The following is a 19,037-nucleotide window of genomic DNA, read 5'->3' as shown; positions in this document are numbered from 1 at the left end:
AACGGCGCCGCGGCGACCGTCTCCTCAAGCGGAAACGGCCGCCGCGCCGCTCGCCTTCACGCCACTTCGGCCTGCCCGGGGTCGTCGTCCAGGAAGCCGCCCGACTGGTGCTGCCACAGCTTCGCGTAGGCCCCGTCGACCGCGAGCAACTCCTGGTGGGTGCCCTGCTCGACGATCCGGCCCCGGTCGAGCACGACGAGCTGGTCCATGGTGGCGACCGTGCTCAGCCGGTGTGCCACCACGAGCGCCGTCCGCCCGTCCATGAGCCGCCACAGCGCCTCCTGGACGAGCAGCTCGCTCTCGGAGTCCAGCGCGCTGGTCGCCTCGTCGAGCAGCAGGATCGGCGCGTCACGCAGGATCGCCCGGGCGAGGGCGACCCGCTGGCGCTGCCCGCCGGACAGCTTGATGCCGCGCTCGCCCACCATCGTGTCGAATCCGTCGGGCAGGGCGTCGGCGAACTCGGTGACATGGGCCGCCTCCGCCGCCCGGCGGATCTCGGCGTCGGTGGCATCCGGCCGGGCGAACGCGATGTTGTCCCGCAGGGTGCGGTGGAACATCGCCGGGTCCTGCGGCACATAGGCGATCCGGCTGCGCAGATCGGCCTGGCGCAGCCGGCTGATGTCCTGACCGCCGATCAGGATGCGGCCCGCGTCGATGTCGGTCATCCGCAACAGCAGCCGGGTGAGCGAGGTCTTGCCGCCGCCGGACCGGCCGACCAGACCGAGCTTCGCCCCGCTCGGCACGGCCAGGTCCAGCCCGTCGAACAATGGTCGGCCGCCACGGTGTGCGAAAGTCACCTTCTCGAAGCGGACGTCGGCCGCCCTGGACCGCAGCGGCTCCGGCGTCGGCGGGTCGAGCACGGTCGGCGGCGTCAGCAGCAGCTCGGTGAACTGCGCGGCCTCCGTCATCGAGCTCTCCAGCCGGCGGTAGATCTGGTTGAACTCGAACATGATCCGGGTCGCGTTGCCGTAGTACGCGAAGGCCACCACGATCGCCTCCACTCCGTGCGCGCCCCCGGCGAGCGTGACCGCGAGCAGCAGGCCCATCGCGTTGGTGAGCACGGACATCGGCGCGACCAGCGTGTCGATGCGCAGGTTGCCGTAGTCCCACGACCGCACGGTGAGCCGGCGCGAGACCGCGACCCGGGAGCGGTGCTCGGCCGCCTCGCTCTCCTCCGCGGCGAACGCCCGCACGGTGTCCATGTTCATCAGGCTGTCGGCGACATGGCCCGACACCCGGGCGATCGCCTCCTCACGCTGGTCGACGATCCGCTGGCGGCGCCGGATGAGCGGCACGACCAGCACCGCCGTCAGCGCGATCGTCACCAGCAGACCGACGACGAGCAGCGGTTCGTAGCTCCACAGCACCACCGCGCCGAACGCCAGCGGCACGAAGCTTCCCACGACCTGGAACGTCACCGTGTCCACGAACTGCTCGAAACGCGAGGCGAAGCTCAGGACCCGCTTGGTCAGCGAACCGGCGAAGTTGTCGTGGAAGAACGCGGCGTCCTTGGCGAACAGCTCGTCCATCCCGATCACGTACAGATGCTCGATGCCGAGGCTCTCGAGGCGGAAGAGGCAGTGCAGGGCGACGCGCCACAGTGCCTCCGCGAGCAGCAGGACACCGGCGAAGCCGAGGACGTACGGCAGCGCCGAGCCGACCGTGACGTCCTCGTCACCGGCGAGCTCGCCGACGAGCTTGGCGACGATCAGCGGCGCCACGTAGTTGATTCCGATGTTGCCCAGCGCCATGAGCAGCATCGCGGGCACCGTCAGCCGGCGCAGCCGGGCCAACTCCCGTCCGTAGTAGCGAAGTGCGAGTAAGACCGAGCGCTTGCCCGGCTGAACCCTGCGAGAATCAGGCGTTTCCATCCCACCCCTGTGTTCGCCGCGACGAATGTGTGGATTTCGGTCGAGTCCGGCAGTGTCCCGCGACGGCGCCCGCGGCGTCCAAGCCTTTTCCGGCCGGGCGGTGGTGCGCGGGGGAGCGCCAAGGGGTGCGGCGGGCGGATCGGGACCGGTGCGACCGGTATACCGGTTGATCAGTGCCGGACTAGAGTGAGGCGACGCCCACGGGGACGCCCACGGGTACGCCCACAGGAGAGAGCGATGCCATGACCGCCGAACTGTCCCGGATCAAGATGGAACCGCGGGAGCCGCTCGCCTCCGAGGTCTCCCGCCGGCTGATCGACTATCTCATGTCCGGCGAGGTCGCCCCGGGAGAGCGGATCCCGTCCGAACGGCAGCTGACCGAGATGCTGGGCGTCAACCGTCCCACCGTCCGCGAGGCCATCAAGTCACTCGGCTTCCTCGGCCTGCTGGAGATCCGCCAGAGCAGCGGCACCTACTTCCGCGGCCCCGACTCGGACGTGCTCTACCGCCTCTTCGAGCTCGGTCTGGTGCTGGGGGAGCGCGGCTCCAAGGACCTGCTGCGGGCCCGCGCCGAACTGGAGGTCCTGGTCGCCGGGCTGGCCGCCGAGGCCATCGACGACGAGGGCGTCGCCCTGCTGCGCGCCCGGCTGGAGACGATGCGCACCTGCGCCGACGCGGACTTCCCGGACGCCGACGTGGCCTTCCACGCCACCGTGGCCGACGAGTGCGGGAACGTCGTACTGCGGGACATGCTCAAAGGGCTGCGGGCCATGATCCAGCGCGGCTGGATCGAACGCACCGTGTCGACCCGCAGCCGTCAGGTCGCCTACGACGATCACACGCCGATCCTCGAGGCCATCGAGCGGCGTGACGCGCAGGGGGCACGGGAGGCGATGGCCCGTCACATGGAGGGGGCGACCCAGCGGCTGCTCGCAGCACTCGAGCAGGGGACGGGCTGACACCCGAGAGCGTGGATTCAGCAACCGGTTGACCGGTTCGCCGCCCCTCATTAGGGTCGAGGGAGCGTGGCCCGGCCCTGCGCCGTGCCCGGAACCCGGGAGGTCTCCTTGGCCGACAAGCGGCCCGTCGTCGCCCTGATCCACGCCGTGGCGTCCGGCGCCCGGATCGCCAACGACGCCTTCGCCGAGGCCTTTCCGGAGGCGGTTCTCTGGAACCTGCTCGACGACCGGCTCCTGGACGACGCGCTCGCGGCCGGCGGCCTCGACGGCCCGCTGCGCCGCCGCATGCTGCGGCTGATCGAGCATGCCGTGCAGGGCGGCGCCGAGGGCGTCCTGCTGACCTGCTCCTCGTACGGCAGCGTGGCCGACACCGCGCGCCGGCTGTGGGACAGGCCGGTGCACAAGTCCGACGAGGCCATGTTCCGCCGGGCGCTCGCACAGCACCCCGGCCGGCTCGTCGTCGCCGCCTCCACCGCGCCCGCCGTCCCCGCGGCGGTGGAGCAACTCCGGGCACTGGCGGCCGAGTCCGGCGCACCGGGGCCGCGGATCACGACGGCCCTGTGCGCGGAGGCCGCCCAGGCGGACTCGCCCGAGCAGGCCGCCGCCCTGCTCGCACACGCCCTGCGCGACACACCCGCCGACGCGGTCCTGCTGGCCCAGTACTCCCTGACCCCCGCGGCCGGGCCCCTGGAGAACAGGCTCGGCGTGCCCGTCCTCAGCGGCGCCCGGGCCGCGGCACTGGCCCTGCGCGACGAACTGCTCGCCCCTTGACGCCTCAGCCCGCCGGAGACGACGGGCCCGGGTACAGCAGACAGTCCTCCGGCCGGATCAGCAGGTTGATCTCCCGGCCCTCGTGCCGGACCGGGCTCTCCGCGTGCAGGGCCAGGTCCCCGACGGCGAGTTCGTACTCGAAGCGGGCCCCCGTGTAGGAGCACTGCTTGACCGTCGCCCGCAGGACATTGACGCCGTCGCCCGCCGCGTCCGCACGGTCGGCGAGGGTGATGCGCTCCGAGCGCAGTCCGACGGTCGCGCTCTGGCCCGCACGGACACCGTCCGTCCGTACGACCCTCAAGTGCTCCCCCGTCGTGCCCAGTTCCACCCGGACGGTCCCGCTGTCGGAGGGAGCCTCGTCGACGCGGCCGGCCAGCAGATTGCACCGGCCGATGAAGCCCGCGACCTCCGGGGTGGCCGGGGTCTCGTAGATCTCCGTCGGGGTGCCGACCTGCTGCAGCCTGCCGTCCATGAAGACCGCGATGCGGTCGGACAGCGACATGGCCTCGATCTGGTCGTGGGTGACGTAGACCGTGGTGATGCCGACCTCGCGCTGGAGCGACTTGAGCCAGACGCGGGCCTGGTCGCGCATCTTGGCGTCCAGGTTCGACAGCGGTTCGTCGAGCAGCAGCACGCCCGGCGCGTAGACGATGCCGCGGGCCAGCGCGACGCGCTGCTGCTGGCCGCCCGACAGTTGATGCGGGTAGCGGTCGCGCAGATGGAGCATGTCGACCTTGTCGAGGGCGTCGTCGATCAGGCGCTTCCGCTCGGTCTTGGTGACCTTGCGCAGCTTCAGCGGCAGGGCGAGATTGTCCGCGATGGTCATGTGCGGCCACAGCGCGTACGACTGGAAGACCAGGCCCAGATTGCGGGCCTCCGGCGGCACCGTGGTGCGCGGGTCGCCGTCGAAGAAGACCCGGTCGCCGACGCGGATGGTGCCGGAGTCGGGGTGCTCCAGGCCCGCGACACAGGACAGGGTCGTGGACTTGCCGCAGCCGGAAGGGCCGAGCAGGGTGAAGAACTCGCCCTCGGCGACGGTGAATCCGATGTCCTCCAGCACGGCGTTGCCGGCGAAGGACTTCTTGAGGTTCTCGACGACCAGCTCAGGCATGGTTGTTCTCCTTCCCGCCCTTGAGCAGGAGTCCGGCCAGGCCGGCGACGACGGCGGTGACGGCGATCTGGATCGTGGCGAGGGCGGCGACGGAGCCCGTCTCGCCCTGGGTCCACAGGTCGATGGCGGTGGTCCCGATGACCTGCGCCTCGGACCCGGCGAGGAACATGGCGGGCGCGTACTCGCGGATCATCGTGGCCCAGATGAGCAGGAACGAGGCGAGCATCGCGGGCAGCAGAAGCCGGACCAGGATCCGGGACACGGTGCGCCACCAGTCGGCCCCCGCGACCCGGGCGGCGTTGTCGAGTTCACCGCCCAGTTGCATGGTCGCCGGTGAGACGGCGCCATAGGCCGAGGGGAGCGCGCGGACGCCGAAGGCGATGATCAGGGCGAGGATCGTGCCGCGGATCGCGTCCCCGCCGGGCATCCAGGCGAAGGCCCAGAAGAAGCCGATGCCGATGATCAGGCCGGGCACGGCGTGCGGCGACTGCGCGGCCGTCTCCAGGAGTCGGGCGAGCCGGAAGTCCGAGCGGCGCGCGACCAGCACCACGACCGTGCCGAACAGCGTCACCACCACCGCGCCGACGAAGGCCACCGTGACGCTGTTGACGATCGACTCGGTGTAGGGGGCGTAGGAGAAGATCAGCCGGAAGTTGTCCAGGGTCAGCAGATCCAGCGGGTTCACCAGCGGGGTGAGCAGGGACGTGAAGGCGCGCATGATCAGCGCGATCATCGGCAGCAGGACACCGAAGAGGATGTAGAGGCCGACGAAGGCGAAGCCGGCCCACTTCCAGCCGCCGATGTCGAGCAGATGGGAGCGGGTGGCCTTGCCGCGCACCGACACGAACCGCTGGGCGTGCTTCAGCAGCCGCGACTGCAGGACGACCAGTCCGACCGTGGACACCAGGATCAGGGTGGAGGCGGCGCCCAGCAGACCGTAGTCCGGGCTGACGGCGTCGATGCCCTGCTCGTACAGGAAGCTGGAGAACAGGGTGACGCCCGCGGGTTCACCGAGGATCAGCGGGATGGAGAGCGTCTCCACCGCCGTGCCGAAGATGAGAAGACCGGCGTACAGCACCGGGGGCCGCAGCATCGGGACGACGATCGAGCGCAGAATCCGCATCGGGCCGGCGCCGACGGTCCGGGCCGCGTTCTCCAGCGAAGTGTCGGACGCGGCCAGGGCGTTGGCGCAGAAGAGATAGGCGACCGGCACCTGCGCCACTGCCTCGACGAAGGCCATGCCGGGCATGGAGTACAGGTTCCACGGCACCCAGCCCATGGACTCGCGCAGCGTGGTACTCAGAAAGCCGGCCGGGCCGTAGACGACGATCCAGCCGAAGCCCAGCACCAGCGGGGAGATGTAGATCGGCCAGCGCAGTATCTGCCCGATGAGCCGGGCGGCCGGGAACCGGGTGCGTTCCAGGAGGATCGCCATCGGTACGGCGATGAGCAGCGCGAAGACGGTCGTCAGGGCCGCGAAGTACAGGGTGTTGAGGATGATCGTGCCGAACTCCGCCTCCGTGAAGAGGTGTACGTAGTTCGACAGGGTGAAGGCGCCGCCCGCCGCGTACAGCGGCTGGTCGCGGACCGACTGGTAGAGGATCGGGACGACCGGCGCGAGGACGAGCGCGGCGGTGACGAGGAACGTCAGCCAGTGGATGGTGACTTCGCGGCCGGCGCCGAACAGGCGACGGTAATGGGGTGTGCCCAGCTCGCCCGCGCGCAGGGTGCGGGGCGGTTCGGCGGGCGCCGTAGGTATCTGGGTGGCCATGGCGGCTCCGTACGTGCGTGAGGGACGGACGGTCGGCGGCGAGGTGTGTCACCCCACGGCGGGTCAGCCCATGGCCTTCTCCCAGCGCGCCACGTACCTCTCCTGCGTCTCCTCCGGCACCTGGGTGTAGCGGTAGAGGTGGACGCGGTCGGCGCCGAGCTTGCGCCGGACGTCTTGGAAGCTGTCGTTGTCGTCCTGCTCGACACCCTCCCGGTACGGCGTCAGACCGCCTCTCGCGACCGCGGTCTGGCCCTCGGCGGAGAGCAGGAAGTCCACGAAGAGGCGGGCGGAGTCGGGATGCGGGGCCGTCTTCACGATGGAGGCGGCACGCGGGACCATGACGGTGCCCTCCGCGCAGTACGCCCAGCCCAGCAGTCCGCCGCTGTCCTCGGCGGCCGGGACGGCGACACCGCCGCTGAGGTTGAAGGAGGCGTCGTACTCACCGGAGACGACCTTCTCCACGAGCGTGCCCGAGGAGTGGTCGGCCCGGGCGAAGGGGAGCAGGCGCCCGAAGGTGTCCCAGCCGTCCGCCACGCTGCCGGTGTAGCCCTGGTTGGTGGAGTAGCCGTAGGCGTTGGTGGGGTCGTACACGCCGAACCTGCCGCGGAAGCGGGACGGCTTGGACTCGGCGATCTCCGCCAGGGAGACCAGCCCCTTCGGGTACTGGGACACGTCGAGCGTCTTGCGGTTGTAGAGGACTACGACCGGGTCGACGGTGAAGACCCAGACGCCGGGCATCATCTCGGCCCAGTCTGGCAAGTGGTCCCGCTCCGGCGAGCGGTACTCGGCGGCGACCTCGCGGGTGACGTAATCGCCCCACAGGGGGCCGCCGTTGGAGACGAGCAGATCGGCGGGAGAGCCGCCGGTCGCCGCCTCGCTGTAGTAGCGCTCGTAGACCGCGGAACTGCCCAGGTTGGTGGCGCGGATGTCGTCCAGCCACGGGTAGCGCTCAGTGAACGCGTCGAAGACCGGCTGCCAGTTGGTCTGTGAGGTGTTCGAGTAGATCAGCAGCTTCCGCTCGCCGCGTGAGCCGTCGACGATCCTGTCGTAGCCGGCCGGGTAGTAGCCGGGGGCCGGACGGGCGGCGGCGTTCGCGTCCGTGGTGGTACAGCCGCCGAGGGCGCTCCCCGTGGCGGCGAGGGTTCCGAGGGCGGCGGCGCCGCGCAGCACACTGCGGCGCCGCGGGCGACCGGGTGCCGGTGCGGCTCCGGGCCCGAAGCGGGTGGAAAACATGGCGGCTCTTCTCGTGTGTGGCGCGACGGTGCTGTCGACTGCAGCGCGTGAAGGCCGGGGGCGCCCTGTCGGTTCCGCCCCCTCGTTTCGTGCGATGACGATGGACCTCAACCGGTGAGCCTGTCAACCATTCGCAGGACATCTCGCGACCAATACGAGGCAGCGCGCCACCGCTTCCGCCGCCCGGGAGCTACCGTGTCGATCGTGCGCGACGGTCTTGCCGCGCCGGTGGAGCAACAGAACAGGGGAGGCGGCGCACATGGCCGGACTCGGACGGATCGAGCGCGAGGAGCCCCGGGCTCCTGCGGTGGAGGTGGCGCGTCGCCTGCTGGACCATCTGCTGACATCCGGCCAGCTCAGGGCCGGTGACCGACTGCCGGCCGAGCGGGAGCTCGCGGAGACCTTCGGAGTGGGCCGCTCCGCCGTGCGCGAGGCCCTCAAGTCCCTGTCGCTGCTCGGCCTGCTGGAGATCCGGCAGGGCGACGGCACCTATGTCAAGGGCGCCACCTCGGACCTGTTGCCGCAGGTCCTGGAGTGGGGACTCATGCTGGGCGACCACACGATGGACGAACTGCTGGAGGCACGCGCGTCGATCGAGGTGGACCTCGCCGAGCTGGCCGCCCTGCGCCGCACGGACAACGACGTCACCGCCCTCGAGTCCCATCTGGATCGGATGCGTGAGACGCACGCCGATCCCGAGCGCTATCTGGTCGCCGACCTGGCCTTTCACCGGGCCCTCGCGCAGGCCTCGCACAACAGCGCCCTGGCCGGGGTCCAGGCCAGTCTCGAGACCCTGGTCGCGGTGTGGATCAGGCAGAACATCCGCAAGCCGGGGGAGGGGAAGCTCGACGAGCACGAAGCCGTGCTGAAGGCCGTACGGGCCAAGGACCCCAGGGCCGCACGGGCCGCGATGCACGCGCACATGGCCTCGGCGACGCGCCGGTTGCGGGCGCGGCTGCGCCAGGGGGAGTAGGGCGACCCTCAAGAGAAGACAGGCGGGAACGCCGGAGACAAACCGGTTGACCGGTTGACGCCTGGCCGCCGCTGGCGGCATGCTCCTCACGTACTCGACGTGAGGAGAGGTGTCAGTCATGGCTGCGACCGGTTACCGGCTGGGCGTTCTGGAGGGCGACGGCATCGGGCCCGAGATCGTCCCCGCCGCCGTGGAGATCGCCACGGCGGCGGCCGCGGCCGCGGGTGTCACCCTCGACTGGGTGCCCCTGCCCCTGGGCGCCGACGCCATCACGACCCACGGCACACCCGTCCCGGACGAGACCCGGCGGACCCTCGGCGAGCTCGACGGCTGGTTCCTCGGCCCGCACGACTCCGTGAGCTACCCCGAGCCGCACCGGTCGGCCCTCAACCCCTCCGGCACCCTGCGCAAGCACTTCCGGCTCTTCGCCAACATCCGGCCGGCCAAGAGCTTCCCCGGGGCGAAGGCGGTCTGCGAGAACGCCGATCTGGTGATCGTCAGGGAGAACACCGAAGGCTTCTACGCCGACCGCAACACCTATGCCGGCAGTGGGGAGTTCAGCCCCGTCGAGGGCGTCGCCATCGCGATGGGGATCATCACGCGAGCCGCCACCGAGCGGGTCGCCCGGGTCGCATTCGATCTGGCGCGGTCGCGGCGCAAGAAGCTGACCATCGTCCACAAGGCCAACGTCCTGAAACTGACCACCGGGCTGTTCCGCACGGTGTGCCAGGAGGTCGGCCGGGAGTATCCGGATGTCGTCGTCGACGACTTCCACATCGACGCGATGACCGTGCATCTGGTGCGGCGGGCCCAGGACTTCGACGTCATCGTCACCGAGAACATGTTCGGGGACATCCTGTCCGATCTCGCCGGGGAGATCAGCGGCTCGCTCGGCACCGCGCCGTCCATCAACGCCTCCGCCGACACGGCCATGGCACAGGCGTCCCACGGTTCCGCGCCCGACATCGCGGGGCAGGGCCTGGCCAACCCGGTCGCCATGATCCTCTCGGGGGCGATGCTCCTCGAGTGGCTCGGGGCGCGGCACGCGGACGATGCCGTCGCCCGAGCCGCCAGGATCATCGAGGCGGGTGTCGCCGCCACGATCGAGAGCGGGGTCTCCACCCGGGACCTGGGCGGCTCGGCCTCCACCTCCGAGTTCACGGCCGCGGTGGTGAAGGCGGTTCAGGGCGCGTCCTGAGCGCTGTGCGGGCGCTCCAGCGTACGGCGGACGACGTACGGCAGGATGCCGCCGTGGCGGAGGTAGGTCAGCTCCTGGCGGGAGAAGATCCGCAGCCGCAGGACCGCCGTGGTGTCCGACCCCTGCCTTCTCCGGATCCTCAGCGTGACCCGGTTGGTCCCGACCGACAGGTCGTCGAGCCCTTCGAAGGCCAGGTCCTCCGCACCGGTGAGGGAGAACCCCGCACTGCTGTCGCCCTCGGCGAACTCCAGGGGCAGGACGCCCATGCCGATCAGGTTGGAGCGGTGGATGCGTTCGTACGACTCGGCCACGACCGCCCGGACCCCGAGGAGCGCCTGCGCCTTCGCCGCCCAGTCACGGCTGGAGCCGGCGCCGTAGTTGCGGCCCGCGACGACGACCAGGTCGTAGCCGGCGTCGCGGTAGGTGGCCGCCGCCTCGTACACGGGCAGGACTCGGGAGCCGTCGGCGGTGCGCGCGTGGCCGCCGGGGGCCGGCTGCTCGGCGAGGAGCCGGTTGGTGACGGCGGCGTTGGTGAAGGCGCCCCGCAGCATGACCTCGTGGTTGCTGCGGCGCGTGGAGTACTGGTTGAGGTCACGGCGGGCCACCGACCGGTCCGACAGCCAGTGACCCGCCGGGCTGGCGGCGGGGATCGCGCCGGCCGGGGAGATGTGGTCGGTGGTGACGTCGTCACCGAGGTGCAGCAGCACCTTGGCCCGGTCGAGCCGCAGCCGGGCAGGGGGCTGGGGGGACAGGTCCGTCAGGTGCGGAGGGCGGCGGATGTACGTGGACGCCGGGTTCCAGGGGAAGCGGGTGCCGCCGGGCGCTTCGATCTCCTGCCAGGCCGGGGTGCCCTGCCGGATCCGGGAGGCGTTGGCGCGGAACATCTCCGGGCGTACGGACTCCCGCACCCGCGCGGCGACTTCCTCCTCGGAGGGCCACAGGTCCTTGAGGCGGACGGGACTTCCGTCGGGGGCGGTGCCCAGCGGCGTGCGGTCGAAGTCGTGCAGGACCGAGCCCGCCAGGGCGTAGGCGACGACCAGGGGCGGGGAGGCCAGGTACGACAGGGAGATCCGCGGATTGACCCGGCCGGCGAAGTTGCGGTTGCCGGACAGTACGGCCACGGGTTCGACGGTGCCGGCGGCGGCCCGCTCCTCCATCGCCGGGTGCAGCGGACCGGAGTTGCCGATACAGGTCATGCAGCCGAAGCCGACGATGTGGAAGCCGGTCTTCTCCAGCGCGGGCAGCAGTCCGGACGCGCGCAGGTACTCCTCGACGACCCGTGAACCGGGGGACAGGGAGGTCTTCACCCAGGGCTTGGCGGTCAGCCCGGCGGCCACCGCCCGCTCGGCGAGGAGCCCCGCCTGCACGATCAGGGTGGGGTTGGCCGTGTTGGTGCAACTGGTGATGGCGGCGATGGCCACGGGACCGTCCGGCAGCGGCTCACCGAAGGCCCGGGCATCGGCATCGGCATCGGCTTCGGCGGACGTGCCGCGCCCGGAGTCGCGGAAGGAATCCGGTACGGCGGACAACGGCAGCCGCTGATGGGGCAGGCGCGGCCCCGCGAGGCTGGGTTGGACCGTGCCGAGATCGAGGTCGATCACCTGGTCGTAGCGGGGCTCGGGGAGGGCGTCGGTGCGCTTGAGGCCCTGGGCGGTGAGGTAGGCGTCGACGAGCCGGACGTGCTCCTCGTCCCGGCCGCTGAGCCGGAGGTAGGCGGCGGTCTCGTCGTCGTAGGGGAAGAAGACACAGGTCGCCCCGTACTCGGGGGCCATGTTGGACACCGCGGCGCGTTCCGCCCAGCCCAGGGCGGTGACCCCGTCACCGCAGAACTCGACGAACTTGTTCACCACGCCCTCGGCGCGGAGCAGTTCGGTCAGCGTCAGAGCCAGGTCGGTCGCGCCGACGCCCGCGCCCAGCCGGCCCGTCAGCCGGACGCCGACCACCTCCGGGTACTGGATGGTGACGGGCTCGCCCAGCATCGCCGCCTGCCCCTCCAGACCGCCGACGCCCCAGCCGACGACTCCCAGCGCGTTGATCATCGGGGTGTGGCTGTCGGTGGCGACCAGTACGTCCGGATGCAGCCAGGGTGGTTCGCCGTCCCGCGCCTCCGCCACCCACACCACCCGGGCCAGCGCCTCCATGTTGACCTGGTGGATGATGCCGGTGCCGGGCGGGACGACCCGGAAGTTGTCCACGCTGCGCTCGGCCCACTTGACCATCGCGTACCGCTCGCCGTTGCGGCGGAAGTCGATCAGCAGGTTCCGCTCCACGGCGTCCGGACTGCCGTACGCCTCGACGATGACGGAGTGGTCCACCGTCAGGTCGACCGGGATGGACGGTTGCAGCCGACCGGGATCCCCGCCCAGCTCGGCGACGCTGTCGCGCATCGCGGCGAAGTCGGCCAGGGCCGGCAGACATGTGGTGTCGTGCAGCATGATCCGGTTCGGACGCACCGGCACCTCACAGGCGCCCTGCCCGGCCCGCGCCCGAGCGACCACAGCCGCCAGGGCGTCCGGAGCACACCGGTCGACGTTCTCCAGCAGCACCCGCACCGCGTACGGCAGCGTCCTCAGCTCCGCCGGCGGCAGAAGCCGGTCCAGCGGCCGGTAACGGTAGGAACGGCCGTCGACGGTGAGCACGGCAGGGCTGGTGCGATCGGAACTCAAGCCTGACTCCGAGTCTCTCGACGCGACGGTGAACGCCCTCAATATTGTCTCAAGCCGCGCATTGATACAACTTGCCGCATGGTGCCGCCCCGGAAGGGGCGTGGGGAACTGCGCGACCAGCCACATCGGCCCCGCGGACGACAAACGGCCGACGCTAGGCCTCGTCGACGACCCCTGTCTTCACCGACCGCACCTCGTTCAAATGCCGGTGCAGGAAAGCCGACGCCTTCTTCAGATCCCCGCCCTCCACCAGATCCAGGAGCCTCAGATGCTCCCGGGCCTGCCCGGCCAGCCGCGACCGATCCACCTGATGCCGGTACTCGATCAGCCGCCGCAACCGGTTCTGGCGCCGCACGGCATCCAGCAGGAACGGGTTCCCGGAACACCCCACGAGCATCTCGTGGAAGGTCGCGTTGACCTGGAAGAGCTCGGCCCGCGGCAGCAGCAGGATGTCCCCGTGCAGCAGCGCCTCCTGCTGCTGCCGATGCCGGGCGAAGGCTTCCGCGTCCACGGTGAAACCGGGCTCCAGCAGCGCGGCCGGCTCGACGATCATCCGGAACCGGTAGCTCTGGTCGTGTGCCTCGGCGGTGGCCATGACGTGCTGGAACTCCCAGCCCCGGCCGCCCGCCTTGCGCCGCACCAGGTCCTCGGCCTCCATGCGGGAGAGCACGCGGTCGGCCTGACGTGGGGTCAGCCGGTAGCGGCGGCTGATGTCGGCCGAGGTGAAGGAACCGGTGAAGCGCCCGCCCACGTGGTCGTCGGCGATCTCGAAGTACGCCGTCTGCTCCACGTCCTCGCCGTCACCGAGGTCGGGCCGGGCCAGCGCGCTCGCGTCCCGCGTCAGGAAGAAGCCGCGGTTGGGGACGCGGTCGAGGATGCCGACCTCGGTGAGGAAGAGCATCGCCTTGCGCACCGGAGTGCGCGAGACCTCCAGGGCGTCCGCAGCCCACTGCTCGGTGACGTGCGCGCCTTCGGCCAGTCCGCTGCGACGGAACAGGTCCACCAATCGGGTGGCCATGGCGGTGGTCAGGTTCGGCCGTGACATCAGCCCCTGCGCTTCGTGCGTGGTCGGACGGAACGCCCCATCCTATGGACCCGGTCGCGGGGGGCCGCCCGCCGGAAGCTCAGACGCCCGTTCGGGTGAACGTCACATGCGTGACCCCGCCGGGCGAGGAGGTGGCCTCGACCTCGTAGTCCTTCTCGACGTCCTCCAGCCCGTCCCAGAGGCGTACGCCGCGGCCGAGCAGGATCGGGACCACCGTGACGTGCAGGTGGTCGATGAGCCCGGCGGCGAGGAAGTCGCGGACCACGGTGGGGCCCCCGCCGATGCGTACGTCCTGGCCGTCCGCCGCCTCGCGGGCCGTCTTGAGCGCCTCGGCGGGCGAGGTGTCGAGGAAGTGGAACGTCGTGCCGCCCTCCATCTCGATCGACGGGCGAGGGTGATGGGTGAGGATGAAAGTCGGTGTGTGGAACGGCGGGTTCGGCCCCCACCACCCCTTCCACTCCGGGTCGTCGTGCCATCCGGGGTAACCGAACTTCCCCGCGCCCATGATCTCGGCGCCGATCCCTGGCGTGTGCTGCCGTGCGAAGGCGTCGTCGAGGCCGCGGGTCCCGCCGGATTGGCGAGTCATCTCGTGCCAGAACCGGGTGGCGAACATCCACTCGTGGAGCCTTTCGCCGGCATGGCCGAACGGGGCCTCACGGCTCAGACCCTCACCGGTGCCGAAGCCGTCGAGCGAGATCGAGAAGTTGTGCACGCGAGCGAGTGACATGGCAGGCGGATCCCTTCCTTCTGGAAACGTCCTGTGCCCAATGTTCCAGGTCTCGGCGACCATCGCAGAGCTAGTCCCTGATCGCGGCGCGCACGAGCGCCTGCAATTGCTCGGCGGTGTGATCCAGCGGCTGTGTGCTGCGCTTGGCGCGGCACATGGCCACGGTCCCCTCGACCGCCGCGACGATCAGTGTCGCCAGCTGTGCCACCTGCTCGGGTTCGGCCCCGTGCTCGCGCAGCGAGGCGGCCAGCAGGCCCTCCCATTCCTCGAACACGTCGGCGGCGGCCAGCAGGGAGGAACGCCAGCAGTCCGGCGACCGGGCCCGCCTCCAGCTCCGTGCGCAGACTGCGGGCGGCCCACGCACCCGTGTGGCGCACGGCCTCGGTCGCCAACTGCTGCTTGCTCTCGGGGAAGTAGTGGTACGTCGAGCCGAGCGGCGCCCTGGCGTGCTTGGCCGTCTCACGGATGCTCGTCGCGTTCAGGCCGCGCCGGCTGATCATGTCGGCCGCACCGGCCACGATCCGCTCGCGCGCCGTCGGGCTTGGCTTGGTCATGTGCACGGTTTCTTCCGACCCCACTGGCTATAACGGCCGTCATAGTCTAGCGTGACCGACGCCTATAACGACTGTCATAGAGAGGCACGCCCATGCCGATGATCCGGCTCACGGCCCCGGCCGGCGCACTGACCGAAGAAGGCCGCCGGTCCGTCCAGCGCGACCTCGCCGCCGTACTGCTGCGCTGGGAGGGCGCACCCGACACGCCGTTCTTCCGCGCCCAGGCGTGGAGCTACCTCGCCGAACTGCCCGAAGGTGCCCAGACCACCGCCGACGACGACGCGCCGCGCTTCCTGGTGGAGGTCACGGTCCCGCAGGGCGCCCTGTCCGAGCGCCGCAAGGCCGGACTGGTCGAGGAGGCCACACAGACCGTCCTGGCCGCCGCCGGACTCACCCCGGACGACGCCCTGCGGGTGTGGGTGCTGGTGCACGAGCAGCCCGACGGCACCTGGGGCGCGGGCGGCTCCGTCATCCGCTACGCGGACCTCGTCGCCCTGGCGAAGGGGCAGAGCGCCGATGCGTGAACTGACCTATGTCGCCAAGCGCACCGTCGAGTGGCGCGAGGCCCCCGACCCCAAGGTCGAGTCCGCCCGGGAGGCGATCGTCGCCCCGGTGGCGGCGACGCCCTGCGATGTGGACTCCTCGATCCTCGCCGGACACGGCTTCATCGAGCCGCCCTTCGCCCTCGGCCACGAGTGTGTCGCCCGCGTCGTGGAGACGGGCGACGCCGTCACCGCCGTAACGCCGGGTGACCTGGTCGTCGTCCCCTGGTCCATCAACTGCGGTACCTGCGACCGCTGCCGGGCCGGGCTGACCGCGCACTGCACCGACGTCCCGTACATGGCGATGTACGGCGCACCGATCGGCGGCAGTTGGGGCGGGCTCTTCTCCGACCTGGTCCGGGTGCCGTACGCCGACGCCATGCTCGTTCCGCTGCCCACCGGGCTCGACCCGGTCGCCATGGCCTCCGCCAGCGACAACTGGTCCCTGGCCTGGCGCCTGGTCGCCCCCCACCTCAAGGCCCGTCCCGGAGCCCGGGTCCTCGTCGTCGCCCGCGGCAGCATCGGCCTCTACGTGTGCGACATCGCCCGCGCGCTCGGCGCCTCCGACGTGCTCTACGTCGACCCCGACCCCGAACACCGCTCGCTGGCCCGCGCCTTCGGGGCCTCCACCGCCGAGGCCCTGGAACCGGTCCCGCAGAGTTACGACATCGCCGTGGAGGCCACCGGCCGTGTCGAGCAGCTCGCCCTCGCCCTCAAGTGCCTGACACCGGAAGGGATCTGCGAGAGCGCGGGCAACCACTTCCGCCCCGGCGAACTGCCCCTGCTCGACATGTACCTCACCGGCGTCACCCTGCGTGTCGCCCGCGACAGCGTGCGCGCCCACATTCCCGACGCCCTCGCCCTCGCCGCCTCCGGCAGGGTCGCCCCCGAGAAGGTGGTCTCCCACGTCATCGACTGGGAGGACCTGCCGGCCGCGCTGCCGGAGAAGCACCTCAAGCCGGTCTTCGTCAGGGCCGACGCCGCGGAGCCGCCGGGCGGGTCATGACGTGGAGCTGCTGTCCGAGCGCAGGGTGAAGACCTGGTCGAGGCCCACGAGCGTGAGGACACGCAGCAGGTTCGCCGGTACGCCGGCCAGGACGATGCCGGCATCGGCGGCCAGGGCGTGCTGGCGGGCGGCGAGCAGGGCGGTGATGCCGGAGGAGTCGCAGAACTCGAGGCCGGAGAGGTCGAGGACCAGGCACTGCCCTGGTGTCAGGGCCAGCTGGTCGACCTGGCGGCGTAGTTCGGGGGCCTGGGCGTAGTCCAGGTCGCCGGCCACGTGCAGAACGGGTCCGGTCTCGGCGTCGCGGTGGTGGATGGTCAGCGTCTTCATGCGGGGAAACTCGTAGCGGGGCGGATGGCGGGGCGTATGAGGGAGGAGTCGGCCGGGACGCCGAGGGCGAGCAGGGCGGTGTCGTCGTCGAGCCCGTCGCCGAAGCTGTCCAGCAGCCCGGTGAGTGCGGTGATCACCTCGCCCGGGGCGGCGGGAGCGAGGTCGGCGCCGAAGGCGCGCAGGGCGTCCTCGCCGTACAGGTCGTCGCGGCCGGGGCCGGTGCGGGCCTCGGTGAGACCGTCGGTGTACAGCACGATCGTGTCGCCGGGGGCCAGGACGGTCTCCGCGGTGCCGATCGGTGCGTCGGGCAGGACACCGACGAGCAGGCCGCCGGGGGTGGGCAGGAAATCGGCGCGGCCGTCGGACCGCAGGACGAGCGCCGGCGGGTGACCGCCGGAGGCGAGGCGCACGATCGTGGGACCGTGGTCCCCGCCGGGCTCGACGATCCCGAAGACGCAGGTGCAGTAACGGGGATCTCCGTCGGCCGTGTACCGCTCGTGCAGTACGGCGTTCAGCGTGGCCAGGGCCGCGGCCGGCTCCGGGTCGTGATGGGCGGCGGCCCGGAGGGTGTAGCGGGTCAGCGAGGTGAGGGACGCGGCCTCCGGGCCCTTGCCGCACACGTCGCCGAGGAAGAATGCCCATCGGTCGCCGGCGACGGGGAACAGGTCGTAGAAGTCGCCGCCGAGCTGGTCCGGGGCGGCCGTGTGGTAGTGGGCGGCCGTCTCGAGACCCGGTACGGCGGGCAGTGAGTCCGGCACGAGGGACCGTTGCAGCACGGCCAGCGCGTCGGCCAGCCGCGCCCGGTCGGTCTCGGCCTGCTGCCGGGCCTCGTCCGCCTCGGCGTGGGCCCGCTCGGCTTCCTTGCGCCGGTGCAGGAGCTCCGTTTCGTAGGAGCGGCGGTCGGAGGCGTCGAAGACGGTGACCCGGATCAGCAGGGGTTCGCCCCCGGTGCCGTACTTGACCACGGCCGAGACCAGCACCGGCAGCCGGTCGCCGCCCTGGCGCCTCAGGTCCAGGGCGATGCCGCGCAGCTCGCCCTGCATTCGCAGCAGCGGCGCGAAGTGCGTCTCGTGGTACAGCTTCCCGCCGATGGTGAGCAGATCCGCGAAGCGCTTGCGGCCCACCACGGCATCGCGTTCCAGGCCCAGCCAGTCCAGCAGCGTGGCGTTGATCTTGGCGATGGTGCCGTCCATCATCGTGGACAGGTAACCGCACGGCGCCGACTCGTACAGGTCCTCCGCGCTGTCCTCCAGCAGCGCGGTGAACGCCGCGTCCGTGCCCGCCTCGTCCCCGGTCCCGGCAGGCTCCGGCGCGCCGTTCGCACGACACATCACTTCAGGGACTCCAGGAAGCCGAGGATCGCCTCGGTGGTGGCCTCCGGCGCGCTGAGCTGCGGGCAGTGCCCGGTGGCGTCGAGGGTGACCAGGCGGGACGAGGCAATCGCCGTGTGCACATAGGCGCCGACCTCACGGGGCGCGATGGCGTCCTGCTCGCACTCCAGCACGAGGGTCGGCACGGACACGCCCTTGAGGTCCTCGCGGCTGTCGGTCAGGAAGGTCGTACGCGCGAAGACCCGCGCGATGTCGGGGTCGGTGGCGCAGAAGCTGTTGGTCAGCTCCTGACCCAGCTCGGGACGCTCCGGGTTGCCCATGATCACCGGGGCCATCGCGGACGACCAGCCCAGGTAGTTCGCCTCCAGGGAGTCCAGCAGCTCGTCGATGTCCTCGGTGCTGAACCCGCCGCGGTATCCCTCGTCGTCGATGTAGCGGGGCGAGGGCGTCACCATCACGAGCGCCCCGATCCGCTCCGGCGCGGCCCGCGCGGCCAGCACCCCGACCATGGCGCTCACCGAGTGCCCCACGAAGACCGCCTGCCGGAGGTCCAGCTCCTCGCAGACATCGACGACATCGGCCGCGTAGCCGTGCAGCGAGGAGTACCGCTCCTCGCTCCAGGCCGACAGGTCCGACCCGCCGGAACCCACGTAGTCGAAGAGCACGACCCGGTACCGCTCCGCCAGAGGCGGCACGACCAGGCGCCACATGTTCTGGTCGCAGCCGAACCCATGTGCCAGGACCAGCACCGGCGCGTCGTCGCGGCCGATGATGTTCACGTTGTTCCTGCGGCGGATGTCCATGCGGCCATGCTGCCACCCCGACCGGCGGGCTTCGATGCCGGACCGCCCGGCGGCATGATCGTTCTCGCCGGGCGTGGACGCCGTCGTGTGCCGTGACCGGGCCGGCATCGGCCATCCGAAAGGGTGATGGGCCCGGTCGGGCGCGTCTC

At 71.1% G+C, this 19,037-nt stretch carries 16 protein-coding genes and 1 pseudogene; 6 read left to right on the top strand and 11 right to left on the bottom strand.

What is annotated here, in order from left to right:
* Nucleotides 1–56: 56 nt before the first annotated feature.
* Complete coding sequence (locus ACFT32_RS03125) at nt 57–1,871, bottom strand: ABC transporter ATP-binding protein (protein ID WP_382485169.1); 1,815 nt, start codon at nt 1,869–1,871, stop codon at nt 57–59.
* A gap of 242 nt (nt 1,872–2,113) precedes the next feature.
* Here ACFT32_RS03125 and ACFT32_RS03120 point away from each other — a divergent pair, with 242 nt between their 5' ends.
* The gene (locus tag ACFT32_RS03120) at nt 2,114–2,830 is read left to right on the top strand and encodes a FadR/GntR family transcriptional regulator (protein WP_382485167.1); all 717 of its coding nucleotides are present in this window, start codon (nt 2,114–2,116) and stop codon (nt 2,828–2,830) included.
* 108 nt (nt 2,831–2,938) lie between these two features.
* Nucleotides 2,939–3,601, top strand: coding sequence for an aspartate/glutamate racemase family protein (locus ACFT32_RS03115; RefSeq protein ID WP_382485165.1), 663 nt, complete (start codon nt 2,939–2,941; stop codon nt 3,599–3,601).
* Between the two features lie 4 nt (nt 3,602–3,605).
* Here the strand turns inward: ACFT32_RS03115 and ACFT32_RS03110 are convergent, their stop codons facing one another.
* From ACFT32_RS03110 to ACFT32_RS03100, 3 genes are all read right to left on the bottom strand, one after another.
* Nucleotides 3,606–4,712 (bottom strand): ABC transporter ATP-binding protein, encoded by a 1,107-nt coding sequence (locus ACFT32_RS03110; protein ID WP_382485163.1) that lies wholly within the window; start codon nt 4,710–4,712, stop codon nt 3,606–3,608.
* The gene (locus ACFT32_RS03105; protein WP_382485161.1) at nt 4,705–6,483 is read right to left on the bottom strand and encodes an ABC transporter permease; all 1,779 of its coding nucleotides are present in this window, start codon (nt 6,481–6,483) and stop codon (nt 4,705–4,707) included. The genes ACFT32_RS03110 and ACFT32_RS03105 overlap by 8 nt, the downstream gene beginning before the upstream one ends.
* A 63-nt stretch (nt 6,484–6,546) precedes the next feature.
* A complete protein-coding gene (locus ACFT32_RS03100) occupies nt 6,547–7,716 on the bottom strand; it encodes an ABC transporter substrate-binding protein (protein WP_382485160.1) in 1,170 nt (389 codons plus the stop codon).
* A gap of 259 nt (nt 7,717–7,975) precedes the next feature.
* Between ACFT32_RS03100 and ACFT32_RS03095 the strand changes: the two genes are divergently transcribed.
* Nucleotides 7,976–8,689: a FadR/GntR family transcriptional regulator gene (locus tag ACFT32_RS03095; protein WP_382485158.1), complete on the top strand. Its 714-nt coding sequence runs from the start codon at nt 7,976–7,978 to the stop codon at nt 8,687–8,689.
* 118 nt (nt 8,690–8,807) lie between these two features.
* Nucleotides 8,808–9,887, top strand: a complete 1,080-nt coding sequence (locus tag ACFT32_RS03090; RefSeq protein ID WP_382485156.1) for an isocitrate/isopropylmalate dehydrogenase family protein — start codon at nt 8,808–8,810, stop codon at nt 9,885–9,887.
* On the opposite strand, the gene acnA is transcribed toward ACFT32_RS03090, so the two are convergent.
* The 4 genes and pseudogenes from acnA to ACFT32_RS03070 all read right to left on the bottom strand — a co-directional run bounded on the left by acnA (nt 9,872) and on the right by ACFT32_RS03070 (nt 14,879).
* Nucleotides 9,872–12,553, bottom strand: coding sequence for an aconitate hydratase AcnA (gene acnA / locus ACFT32_RS03085; protein WP_382485153.1), 2,682 nt, complete (start codon nt 12,551–12,553; stop codon nt 9,872–9,874). The genes ACFT32_RS03090 and acnA overlap by 16 nt on opposite strands.
* A 154-nt stretch (nt 12,554–12,707) precedes the next feature.
* Nucleotides 12,708–13,571: an FCD domain-containing protein gene (locus ACFT32_RS03080; protein ID WP_382485151.1), complete on the bottom strand. Its 864-nt coding sequence runs from the start codon at nt 13,569–13,571 to the stop codon at nt 12,708–12,710.
* Between the two features lie 106 nt (nt 13,572–13,677).
* Nucleotides 13,678–14,325 (bottom strand): dihydrofolate reductase family protein, encoded by a 648-nt coding sequence (locus ACFT32_RS03075; protein ID WP_382485149.1) that lies wholly within the window; start codon nt 14,323–14,325, stop codon nt 13,678–13,680.
* A 70-nt stretch (nt 14,326–14,395) separates the two neighbouring features.
* Nucleotides 14,396–14,879 (bottom strand): annotated as a pseudogene (locus ACFT32_RS03070) (TetR/AcrR family transcriptional regulator).
* A 92-nt stretch (nt 14,880–14,971) separates the two neighbouring features.
* Between ACFT32_RS03070 and ACFT32_RS03065 the strand changes: the two are divergent.
* The gene (locus tag ACFT32_RS03065; RefSeq protein WP_382485146.1) at nt 14,972–15,403 is read left to right on the top strand and encodes a 4-oxalocrotonate tautomerase family protein; all 432 of its coding nucleotides are present in this window, start codon (nt 14,972–14,974) and stop codon (nt 15,401–15,403) included.
* Nucleotides 15,396–16,427, top strand: coding sequence for a zinc-binding dehydrogenase (locus tag ACFT32_RS03060; protein WP_382485144.1), 1,032 nt, complete (start codon nt 15,396–15,398; stop codon nt 16,425–16,427). The genes ACFT32_RS03065 and ACFT32_RS03060 overlap by 8 nt, the downstream gene beginning before the upstream one ends.
* Here ACFT32_RS03060 and ACFT32_RS03055 read toward each other — a convergent pair.
* From ACFT32_RS03055 to ACFT32_RS03045, 3 genes are read right to left on the bottom strand one after another with little or no spacing between them, the layout of a single operon-like run.
* Nucleotides 16,422–16,754 (bottom strand): STAS domain-containing protein, encoded by a 333-nt coding sequence (locus ACFT32_RS03055; protein WP_382485142.1) that lies wholly within the window; start codon nt 16,752–16,754, stop codon nt 16,422–16,424. The genes ACFT32_RS03060 and ACFT32_RS03055 overlap by 6 nt on opposite strands.
* Nucleotides 16,751–18,085 carry a PP2C family protein-serine/threonine phosphatase gene (locus tag ACFT32_RS03050; protein ID WP_382485140.1) on the bottom strand — a complete coding sequence of 445 codons (1,335 nt, stop codon included), beginning with the start codon at nt 18,083–18,085 and terminating at the stop codon, nt 16,751–16,753. The genes ACFT32_RS03055 and ACFT32_RS03050 overlap by 4 nt, the downstream gene beginning before the upstream one ends.
* Nucleotides 18,085–18,888 carry an alpha/beta fold hydrolase gene (locus ACFT32_RS03045; protein ID WP_382485138.1) on the bottom strand — a complete coding sequence of 268 codons (804 nt, stop codon included), beginning with the start codon at nt 18,886–18,888 and terminating at the stop codon, nt 18,085–18,087. The genes ACFT32_RS03050 and ACFT32_RS03045 overlap by 1 nt, the downstream gene beginning before the upstream one ends.
* Between the last annotated feature and the right edge of the window lie 149 nt (nt 18,889–19,037).

Source organism: Streptomyces sp. NPDC057002, from assembly GCF_042673825.1.
Lineage (GTDB): Bacteria > Actinomycetota > Actinomycetes > Streptomycetales > Streptomycetaceae > Streptomyces.
Note: the sequence above shows the minus strand (reverse complement) of the source record. Positions and strands in the feature narration are given on the sequence as shown.

What these genes read in the sequence shown, in the direction of transcription:
- ACFT32_RS03095 (WP_382485158.1), top strand. Translation starts at nt 7,976, where the DNA reads ATGGCCGGACTCGGACGGATCGAGCGCGAGGAGCCCCGGGCTCCTGCG.
- ACFT32_RS03075 (WP_382485149.1), bottom strand. Translation starts at nt 14,325, where the DNA reads ATGTCACTCGCTCGCGTGCACAACTTCTCGATCTCGCTCGACGGCTTC.
- ACFT32_RS03110 (WP_382485163.1), bottom strand. Translation starts at nt 4,712, where the DNA reads ATGCCTGAGCTGGTCGTCGAGAACCTCAAGAAGTCCTTCGCCGGCAAC.
- ACFT32_RS03045 (WP_382485138.1), bottom strand. Translation starts at nt 18,888, where the DNA reads ATGGACATCCGCCGCAGGAACAACGTGAACATCATCGGCCGCGACGAC.
- ACFT32_RS03065 (WP_382485146.1), top strand. Translation starts at nt 14,972, where the DNA reads ATGCCGATGATCCGGCTCACGGCCCCGGCCGGCGCACTGACCGAAGAA.
- ACFT32_RS03100 (WP_382485160.1), bottom strand. Translation starts at nt 7,716, where the DNA reads ATGTTTTCCACCCGCTTCGGGCCCGGAGCCGCACCGGCACCCGGTCGC.
- ACFT32_RS03080 (WP_382485151.1), bottom strand. Translation starts at nt 13,571, where the DNA reads ATGGCCACCCGATTGGTGGACCTGTTCCGTCGCAGCGGACTGGCCGAA.
- ACFT32_RS03060 (WP_382485144.1), top strand. Translation starts at nt 15,396, where the DNA reads ATGCGTGAACTGACCTATGTCGCCAAGCGCACCGTCGAGTGGCGCGAG.
- ACFT32_RS03125 (WP_382485169.1), bottom strand. Translation starts at nt 1,871, where the DNA reads ATGGAAACGCCTGATTCTCGCAGGGTTCAGCCGGGCAAGCGCTCGGTC.
- ACFT32_RS03090 (WP_382485156.1), top strand. Translation starts at nt 8,808, where the DNA reads ATGGCTGCGACCGGTTACCGGCTGGGCGTTCTGGAGGGCGACGGCATC.
- ACFT32_RS03120 (WP_382485167.1), top strand. Translation starts at nt 2,114, where the DNA reads ATGACCGCCGAACTGTCCCGGATCAAGATGGAACCGCGGGAGCCGCTC.
- ACFT32_RS03105 (WP_382485161.1), bottom strand. Translation starts at nt 6,483, where the DNA reads ATGGCCACCCAGATACCTACGGCGCCCGCCGAACCGCCCCGCACCCTG.
- ACFT32_RS03050 (WP_382485140.1), bottom strand. Translation starts at nt 18,085, where the DNA reads ATGTGTCGTGCGAACGGCGCGCCGGAGCCTGCCGGGACCGGGGACGAG.
- ACFT32_RS03055 (WP_382485142.1), bottom strand. Translation starts at nt 16,754, where the DNA reads ATGAAGACGCTGACCATCCACCACCGCGACGCCGAGACCGGACCCGTT.